We start from the raw sequence: 1690 nt of genomic DNA on the forward strand, positions 1-1690 counted from the left end.
TCGGTGAGTTCGAAGAACGGCATCTGCCGGCGGCCCTCGATCCGCGAGGGTTGCGCCTTCATCCAGCCGTCGAGCATCTGCCACGCCATCTCGGGGTCGTCCCGAACGCCCCAGCGGGTCATCACGTTGCCGAGCTCGGGCGCGAAGTACGCGCCTTCGCCATGGAGCGTGTGGCAGTTAATGCACGAGTGGCGTTCCCAGACGTGCTTGCCGGTCACGACCTGCTCGGACAGCTCCATGCCGGCGGTGGATTGGTCCACGACGTAGCGGTGCGAATGGACGGTGAGCCCGACGAAGATCGCGATGAAGAACAGCGATCCTCCATAGAACACGTTGCGGGCCCGCGACTTCGTTAGGATCTCTGACATCTGCGGATTTCCTGTCCTCGTTTCGGGGTGAGGGCAGGGGTAGCAGCGGCGGCCGGGCCGAATGTTGCGCAAGCGCAAAGAAATCGCGGGAGGCCGCGCCTATCGTCGCTCGACCCACACCCCTGTCGGGAGCGACAAATGCCCATACCGAGATTGGATGACCTCGATCTGCCGCTCGAAGACCTGATGAGAGAGTGGCCGGAGACGATCCGGGTCTTTCTGGACTACAGGATGCTGTGTGTCGGATGTCCCATCGCGCCGTTCCACACCGTGATCGACGCGTGCTTCGAGCACGAGGTGGATGAAGAGGAGTTCCGCACGGCGCTCGCGGCGGCCTGCAAAGCCGACGCGGCGTCGTGAGTGCCTGCCCCGGGACACCCGTCTTGGTGAGCGCGAGTCGTCCGGCGACATCCCGAAGCGGATGACCGGTTGAACGTCGCCGCCGGCTGTGATGCGTCCCGGCCGAATGCGTATCGTTCTGCCGGAACCGAGGTCAGTGGTGGCCCGACTGGCGAACCATCAGCTGATGCGGGTCGAGGATCGTGATGTGCTTGCGCCGCCCGCTGACGATGCCGTCCTTCTCCCACTTCGACAGAAGGCGGCTGACGGTGTGCAGCGTGGTGCCCGTCATCTCCGAGATGTCCTGCCGCGTGATCGGGAAGGCGATCTCGATGCCGCCCTCGACCTTACAGCCGGTCTGCTTGACCAGGCGCAGCAGCGCGCCGGCGACGCGCTGCTCGACGTGCTGGGTGGCCAGTTCCATGATCCGCGTGTTCATCTCGGCCACGCGCGTGCCCACCGTCTTGTAGCCTTCCTCGGCGAAGCCGTCGTACTTCGCCACGAACGGGTGCCACAGGCGCATCGGCCAGGACAGCGTCAGGCATTCGCCCGCGCACATCGCGGTGGCGGGATAGGTGTCGCGCCCCAGCGCGGCGGCGATGCCGAAAAGCTGGCCTGAGGGGATGTGGAGCGAGGTCACCTGTTCGCCGCCCGGCGTCGTGCGCATCACGCGGATGAAGCCGTCAAGCAAAAGGTAGAAGCGGTCGGCCGGGTCTCCTTCGCGGAAGACGGGCGCGCCTTCCTCGAAGCGGCGCGGCGTCGCCTGGTCCAGGATCTCGCGGACCTGCGGCCGGTCCAGCCGCCGGAAGGGCGGAACCTCTCTCAGAAGGCTTTCGTCCAGCTTTCCCATTTTCCCGTCCAGAGTTTGATCGAGCGCAACGTTCGGGAGACGGGGATAGAGCAAAACACCGCCATACGGAACGCATGAGAGACCAAGAAAGGAAACAGACATGCGCAGCATCCTTACCGCCGCCGTCGCCGCC

Annotated in this window: 3 protein-coding genes; 1 reads left to right on the forward strand and 2 read right to left on the reverse strand. The window is 65.2% G+C overall.

Annotation, left to right across the window (positions count from 1 at the left end; translation table 11 throughout):
• Positions 1-368, reverse strand: a 368-nt coding sequence (locus BM162_RS22155; RefSeq protein WP_093426022.1) for a c-type cytochrome, incomplete at its 3' end; no start/stop codon positions are given.
• A 138-nt stretch (positions 369-506) separates the two neighbouring features.
• On the opposite strand from BM162_RS22155, the gene BM162_RS22160 reads away from it, so the two are divergent.
• Complete coding sequence (locus tag BM162_RS22160) at positions 507-728, forward strand: DUF1858 domain-containing protein (protein ID WP_093426023.1); 222 nt, start codon at positions 507-509, stop codon at positions 726-728.
• Positions 729-861: 133 nt separating this feature from the next.
• Here BM162_RS22160 and BM162_RS22165 read toward each other — a convergent pair whose 3' ends face one another.
• Positions 862-1557, reverse strand: coding sequence for a Crp/Fnr family transcriptional regulator (locus BM162_RS22165; protein WP_093426025.1), 696 nt, complete (start codon positions 1555-1557; stop codon positions 862-864).
• Positions 1558-1690: the final 133 nt, after the last annotated feature.

It is taken from the genome of Tranquillimonas alkanivorans, from assembly GCF_900115595.1.
Classification (GTDB): Bacteria; Pseudomonadota; Alphaproteobacteria; order Rhodobacterales; family Rhodobacteraceae; genus Tranquillimonas; species Tranquillimonas alkanivorans.